The organism is Gemmobacter sp. (assembly GCF_016792925.1).
Taxonomy (GTDB): domain Bacteria; phylum Pseudomonadota; class Alphaproteobacteria; order Rhodobacterales; family Rhodobacteraceae; genus Gemmobacter.
Genome location: NZ_JAEULU010000239.1, coordinates 1 through 6,083, shown reverse-complemented (window position 1 = coordinate 6,083; position 6,083 = coordinate 1). Strand labels below are relative to the sequence as shown.

General features: G+C 65.6%; 7 protein-coding genes. 6 read left to right on the top strand and 1 reads right to left on the bottom strand.

Annotation, left to right across the window (positions count from 1 at the left end):
- A partial coding sequence (locus JNN06_RS11335; RefSeq protein ID WP_291239702.1) for a PfkB family carbohydrate kinase occupies positions 1–367 on the bottom strand: 367 nt, incomplete at its 3' end.
- Between the two features lie 92 nt (positions 368–459).
- Between JNN06_RS11335 and kduI the strand changes: the two genes are divergently transcribed.
- The 6 genes from kduI (at position 460) to JNN06_RS11305 (ending at position 6,080) form a co-directional block, all read left to right on the top strand.
- On the top strand, positions 460–1,284 hold the full coding sequence (gene kduI, locus JNN06_RS11330; protein WP_291239701.1) for a 5-dehydro-4-deoxy-D-glucuronate isomerase: 825 nt from the start codon (positions 460–462) through the stop codon (positions 1,282–1,284).
- Positions 1,281–2,021 carry a 2-dehydro-3-deoxy-D-gluconate 5-dehydrogenase KduD gene (gene kduD, locus JNN06_RS11325; RefSeq protein ID WP_291239700.1) on the top strand — a complete coding sequence of 247 codons (741 nt, stop codon included), beginning with the start codon at positions 1,281–1,283 and terminating at the stop codon, positions 2,019–2,021. Before kduI ends, kduD begins: the two co-directional genes overlap by 4 nt.
- A gap of 82 nt (positions 2,022–2,103) precedes the next feature.
- Positions 2,104–3,009, top strand: coding sequence for a 5-dehydro-4-deoxyglucarate dehydratase (gene kdgD, locus JNN06_RS11320; RefSeq protein ID WP_291239699.1), 906 nt, complete (start codon positions 2,104–2,106; stop codon positions 3,007–3,009).
- 4 nt (positions 3,010–3,013) lie between these two features.
- On the top strand, positions 3,014–4,150 hold the full coding sequence (locus JNN06_RS11315) for a mandelate racemase/muconate lactonizing enzyme family protein (RefSeq protein WP_291239698.1): 1,137 nt from the start codon (positions 3,014–3,016) through the stop codon (positions 4,148–4,150).
- Complete coding sequence (locus JNN06_RS11310) at positions 4,150–5,010, top strand: amidohydrolase family protein (protein ID WP_291239697.1); 861 nt, start codon at positions 4,150–4,152, stop codon at positions 5,008–5,010. The genes JNN06_RS11315 and JNN06_RS11310 overlap by 1 nt, the downstream gene beginning before the upstream one ends.
- On the top strand, positions 5,007–6,080 hold the full coding sequence (locus JNN06_RS11305) for a glycoside hydrolase family 88 protein (RefSeq protein ID WP_291239696.1): 1,074 nt from the start codon (positions 5,007–5,009) through the stop codon (positions 6,078–6,080). Before JNN06_RS11310 ends, JNN06_RS11305 begins: the two co-directional genes overlap by 4 nt.
- The last annotated feature ends 3 nt before the right edge of the window (positions 6,081–6,083 follow it).

Sequence of the window (6,083 nt, the reverse complement as noted above, 5' to 3'; positions counted from 1 at the left end):
CCTGCGCCGCCATGGCCTCGGCCAGCCAGGCCGGATCATCCGCCAGAAGCCGCGCGGCGGATTGGCCGCGCCAATAGCTGAAGCTGCGCTCGCCCTCATGCAGCGCGATCATGTAAAGCCCGATGCTGCGCCTGGGGTCGCGGGTGATCCAGTGATCGCTGATCCCGGCGGCGGTCAGCGCCGCCAGCGCCGCCGCGGAAAGCGGGTCGCTCCCAAGGCGCGTGCCATAGCTGACGCACCAATCGCGGCGCAGCGCCGCCAGATACCATGCGGTGTTGAACGTATCCCCCGCGAAGCCCTGCCGCCATAGGCCCGGCCCGGCGCCCGAAAGCTCCACCATCATTTCGCCAAGCGCGAGAATGCGCATCTGCCCTCCTTGCCCATCACATCACAGGCTGACTTGACGAGTTCAACTTATCATACAATAAATGTCAATAGGTATGATATAGAGGAAAGCCCATGCTGCATGTCGAGACCCGCCACGCAATCCATCCCAGCCAGGTTCCGGGGATGGATACCGCCGCGCTGCGGCGGAATTTTCTGGCCTCCGGGATGTTTCAGCCGGGCGAGATCCGGCTGATCTATACCCATTACGACCGCTTCGTGATGGGTGGCGCGGTGCCCTGCGGGGCGGATCTGGTGCTGGATCGGGTGGCCGAGACGGGCACGCCGTCTTTCCTCGATCGGCGCGAGATGGGCATCGTGAACATCGGCGCCACCGGCACTGTGGCGGCGGATGGGCAGGTCTGGACGCTGGAGCGCGGCGATGTGCTGTATCTGGGCATGGGGGCGGGCGCGGTCACTTTCGGGGGCGCGGGGCGGTTTTACCTCACCTCCGCCCCGGCGCATCGCGCCTGCCCGCATCGGCTGATCCGGCTGGCCGACAGCAAAGAAGTGCGGCTTGGCGCGGCGGAGACCTCGAACAAGCGCACCATCAACCAGTTCATTCATCCGCTGGTCATGGAAAGCTGCCAGTTGATTCTCGGCTATACCACGCTGGAGGATGGCTCGGTCTGGAACACCATTCCCAGCCATATCCATGACCGCCGGATGGAGGCCTATCTTTACTTCGGCATGGAGGACACAGCGCGCGTGCTGCATCTGATGGGCGAGCCGCAGGAAACCCGCCACCTGTTCATCGCCAATGAGGAAGGCGCGATTTCGCCGCCCTGGTCGGTGCATTCGGGGGCTGGGATCGGCAGCTATACCTTCATCTGGGCCATGGCGGGCGACAATGTCGATTACACCGATATGGACTTTATCCAGCCGGGGGATTTGCGGTGAGTTTGTTTTCATTACAAGGGGATAGAGCGCTGGTCACCGGCGCCAATACGGGCCTCGGTCAGGCCATCGCCCTTGCCCTTGCGCAGGCGGGGGCGCGCGTCACCTGTGCTGCGCGGCAGGGCTGCGAGGAGACCCTCGCCCTTATCACAGAGGCCGGGGGCGAGGCGGATTTCCTGCCCCTCGATTTTGCCGATCCCATGGCCGCGCGCGACATCTTTGCAGGCGCGGGCTATTCGATCCTCGTCAACAATGCGGGCATCATCCGCCGCGCCGACAGCCTCGATTTCACCGAAGACGATTGGGATGCAGTGCTGGATGTGAACCTGAAGGCGGTGTTTTTCACCTGTCAGGCCTTCGCGCGGGCGGCGCTGGCCGAGGGGCGCGAGGGCTGCATCGTCAACATCGCCTCGCTTCTGTCGTTTCAGGGCGGCATCCGGGTGCCCAGCTATACCGCCTCCAAGCACGGGGTGGCCGGGCTGACCAAGCTGCTGGCGAATGAATGGGCCGCGAAGGGCATCCGCGTGAACGCCATCGCGCCCGGCTATATCGAGACGAACAACACCGAAGCCCTGCGCGCCGACCCCGAGCGCAACGCCGCCATCCTCGCCCGCATCCCCGCAGGCCGCTGGGGCCGCGCTGCGGATATTGCAGGCACTGCCGTCTACCTCTGCTCCGATGCCGCCGCCTATGTTCATGGCGCGATCCTCAATGTCGATGGCGGATGGATGGCACGATAACTGGCCCAAGTTGTATGATGACTATTGACATGTATCGCGCAATCACCCTAGATACCCGCATAATGGCCTCAGAGGATTCCCGATGACCCCCGAACAGCTCAAATCCGCGCTTGGCTCTGGCCTGCTGTCTTTTCCGGTAACGGCCTTCGACGCCGATGGCGCCTTTGCGCCCGATCCCTACCGCGCCCATGTGGAATGGCTGGCCAGCTACAAGGCGCCAGTTCTGTTCGCGGCAGGCGGCACGGGCGAATTTTTCTCGCTGAGCCCGGCCGAAATTCCGGGCATCGTGGCGGCGGCAAAAGAGGTTTCCGGCGAAACGGCGATTGTGTCGGGCTGCGGCTATGGCACCGAAATGGCGGTGGAGATCGCGCAATCGGTCCAGCAGATCGGCGCCGATGGCATCCTGCTGCTGCCGCATTACCTGATTGATGCGCCGCAGGAGGGGCTGTTCGCCCATGTGAAAAAGATCTGCCAATCGGTCGATTTCGGGGTGATGGTCTATAACCGCGACAATGCGGTGTTGCAGGCCGATACCTTGGCGCGGCTGTGCGATGAATGCCCCAATCTGATCGGTTTCAAGGATGGCACCGGCGATATTGGCCTGGTGCGCCAGATCACCGCCAAGATGGGCGACCGGCTGATGTATCTGGGCGGCATGCCCACGGCAGAGCTGTTTGCCGAGGCCTATCTGGGCGCGGGCTTCACCACCTATTCCAGCGCGGTGTTCAACTTTGTGCCGGCCCTCGCCAATCAGTTTTATGACGCATTGCGCGCGGGCGACAGGGCGACCTGCGAGCGGATTTTGAACGAGTTCTTCTATCCTTTCATGGCCATTCGCAATCGCCGCAAGGGCTATGCCGTGGCGGCGGTGAAGGCGGGCGTGCGGTTGCAGGGCTTTGCCGCAGGCGACGTGCGCGCGCCTCTCTCTGACCTGACAGGCGAGGAAGAAGACATGCTGGCCGCCCTCATCGCGCCTTACAAGCGCTGATCCGATGAAGATTACCGCCATTCGCACGCATCTTCTGGAACACCGGCTGGAGGTGCCGTTTGAAAGCGCCTCGATGCGGTTTGACCGGCGGGCGCATGTGCTGGTGGAGGTGGAATGCGCCGATGGCACGCTGGGCTGGGGCGAATGCCTTGGCCCGGCGCGGCCCAATGCGGCGGTGGTGCAGGCCTATGCGCCCTGGCTGATCGGGCAAAACCCGTTGGAGACAGAGCGGCTTTGGGCCACGCTTTACAACGCCCTGCGCGATCAGGGCCAGCGCGGGCTGACCGTCACGGCGCTGTCGGGGCTGGATATGGCGCTGTGGGACATCAAGGGCAAGCATCTGGGGCAGCCGGTCTCGGTGCTGCTGGGTGGGCGCTGGCGCGCGGAGGTGCGCGCCTATGCCACCGGCAGTTTCAAGCGTGATGGGGTGGACCGGGTCGCCGACAATGCGGCCGAGATGGCGCAGCGCCGGGCCGAGGGCTTTCACGCCTGCAAGGTGAAGATCGGCTTTGGTCTGGCCGAGGATCTGGCGGTGATCCGCGAGGTGCGCGCAGCCATCGGCCCCGAGATGCGGCTGATGATCGACGCGAACCATGGCTATACGGTGACCGAGGCGGTCCGTCTGGGCCGCGCCGCCGCGGATTATGACATTGACTGGTTCGAGGAGCCGGTGCCGCCCGAACAACTGGCCGCCTATCAGGCGGTCCGCGCGGGCCAGCCGATCCCGGTGGCGGGGGGCGAGACATGGCACAGTCGCTGGGGCCACGGCGCGGCCCTGACGGCGGGGGCGGTGGATATTCTGCAACCCGATCTCGCAGGCTGTGGCGGCTTTTCCGAGGCGATGAAGATCGCAACCCTTGCCAGCATGCAGGGCGTGCGGGTGGTGCCGCATGTCTGGGGCACCGGCGTGCATATCGCGGCGGCTTTGCAATTCATGGCGGCAATGGTGCCCGATCCGGTGCGCGCCGCGCCGGTGGAACCGATTCTGGAGTTCGACTGCACCCATAACCCCTTCCGGCAGGCGGTGCTGACGCAGCCCTTGCTGCCGGTGGCGGGCATGGTTGCCATCCCCTCCGGCCCCGGTCTGGGCGTCGAGGTGAACCGTGCCGCCCTGGCCGAATATGCTATGGGGGCGGCGTGATGCTGCAACGCCAGCTGAGCGGTGTGCCGCCCGATCCGCCGCTGCCTGCGGGCGCGGTGGATTGCCAGATGCACGCCTATGCACCGGGTTTTCCCGCCATACCGGGCGCCATCCCGCTGCCCTTGGGCGATCTGCCGACGCCTGCGCAGTATCGGCAGGTCATGGACTGGCTGGGCCTGTCGCGGGTAGTGGTGACGCAAGGCAATGCCCATGGCCGCGATAACGCCAACCTGCTGGCCTGCCTTGAGGATTTTGGAGACATCGCGCGCGGCGTTGCGGTGATTGATGCCCAGACCTCGGACGCCGAGATGGCGCATCTGGCAGCGCGCGGCGTCGTGGGCGCGCGGATCATGGATCTGCCGGGCGGTGCCGTCGGGCTTGAGGCGCTGGAAGCGGTGGATGCTCGCGCCCATGCGGCGGGCTGGATGCTGGCGGTGCAGTTTGACGGCTCCCGCCTGCTCGATCATCTGCCCCGCCTTGCCCGGCTGCGGTCGCGGTGGGTGCTGGATCATCACGGCAAGTTCTTTCACGGTGTGGCCGCAGATGGCCCCGAGATCGACTCCCTGTTGCGGCTGATGGAGGGCGGGCGCTGCTGGGTGAAATTCGCAGGCTGCTATGAAAGTTCGCGCCAGAGCTGGCCCTATGAAGATATTGCCGCCCCTGCCCGCCGCTTGGCCGCGCAGATGCCCGAGCGCATCATCTGGGGCAGCAACTGGCCGCATAACCTGATGCGCGACACGGCGGACTACCCGGATGACGCGCGGCTGGCCGAGCTGACGCTGGGCTGGCTGGCCGAGGGCACCCGGCAGCGCGTTCTGGTGCAAAACCCGATTGACCTTTATGGACTTCCGCCGCCATGAGCGCTCCCTTGCCCGCCTATTTCGACGCATACTGCGCCCGCTATCAGCCCTATAAGGGTGGCGCATGGTGTTATGAGGATGGCTGCATCTATCGCGGCCTGCATCTTTTGGCCGAGGCCACGGCAGAGCCACGCTGGACCGCGCATCTGCACCGCCTGGCCGATGCGCAGATCGGCCCGGATGGCAACCTGCTGGGCTATGACCCCGAAAGTTTCAACATCGACAATATCCTCTCGGGCCGCGTGCTGTTCGGCATGGCGCAGCGCAGCGGCGATCCGCGCTATCTGCATGCCGCGCGGCAGTTGATGGCGCAACTGGATCGCCACCCCCGCATCCCGGCGGGCAATTACTGGCACAAGCTGCGCTATCCGCATCAACTTTGGCTGGACGGGCTCTATATGGCCCTGCCCTTCCAGATCGAGTTCGCATTGGCAACGGGCGAAAGCGAGCGCATTGCCGATGCCCTGCGCCAGTTTTCCACCGCACTGGCCGTGACCAGGGTGCCGGGCGGGTTGCATGTGCATGGCTATGATGACAGCCGCGCGCAGGCTTGGGCCGATCCGGCGAGCGGGCAATCCCCGGCGGTTTGGGCGCGGGCGATGGGGTGGCTGGTGATGGCGCTGGTCGATGCGCTGGCGCTTCTGCCCGCAGATGCCACGACCGAGGGCCTGCGCGGCCAGTTGCGGGCGCTGCTTGCGGCACTGGTCGCGCGGCAAGGCGCCAGCGGGCTTTGGCCGCAGGTGCTGGATGCGCCGGACCTTGTTGGAAATTACGAGGAAATCTCGGCCTCGGCGATGTTCGCTTATGCGCTGCTGCGCGCCACACGCCTGCATCTCGCGCCCGATCCTGCGCTGCGTCAAGCCGGGTTGCGGGCATTGGCGGCGGTGCAGGGCCGGGTCGGCCCGCGCGGGTTGGAGGGGATTTGCCATGTCGCGGGCCTTGGCCCCATGGCGGGCAAGCCCCGCGACGGCAGCCCGGCCTATTACCTGACCGAAGCCATTGTCTGCGATGATGCCAAGGGGGTCGGGCCGCTGATGATGGCCTGGGCCGAGGCGCAGATGGCGCCATGACCG

Excerpts from the sequence above, each read along its gene's own strand:
- kduI (WP_291239701.1), top strand. The coding sequence starts at position 460 with ATGCTGCATGTCGAGACCCGCCACGCAATCCATCCCAGCCAGGTTCCG.
- kdgD (WP_291239699.1), top strand. The coding sequence starts at position 2,104 with ATGACCCCCGAACAGCTCAAATCCGCGCTTGGCTCTGGCCTGCTGTCT.
- JNN06_RS11315 (WP_291239698.1), top strand. The coding sequence starts at position 3,014 with ATGAAGATTACCGCCATTCGCACGCATCTTCTGGAACACCGGCTGGAG.
- JNN06_RS11310 (WP_291239697.1), top strand. The coding sequence starts at position 4,150 with ATGCTGCAACGCCAGCTGAGCGGTGTGCCGCCCGATCCGCCGCTGCCT.
- JNN06_RS11305 (WP_291239696.1), top strand. The coding sequence starts at position 5,007 with ATGAGCGCTCCCTTGCCCGCCTATTTCGACGCATACTGCGCCCGCTAT.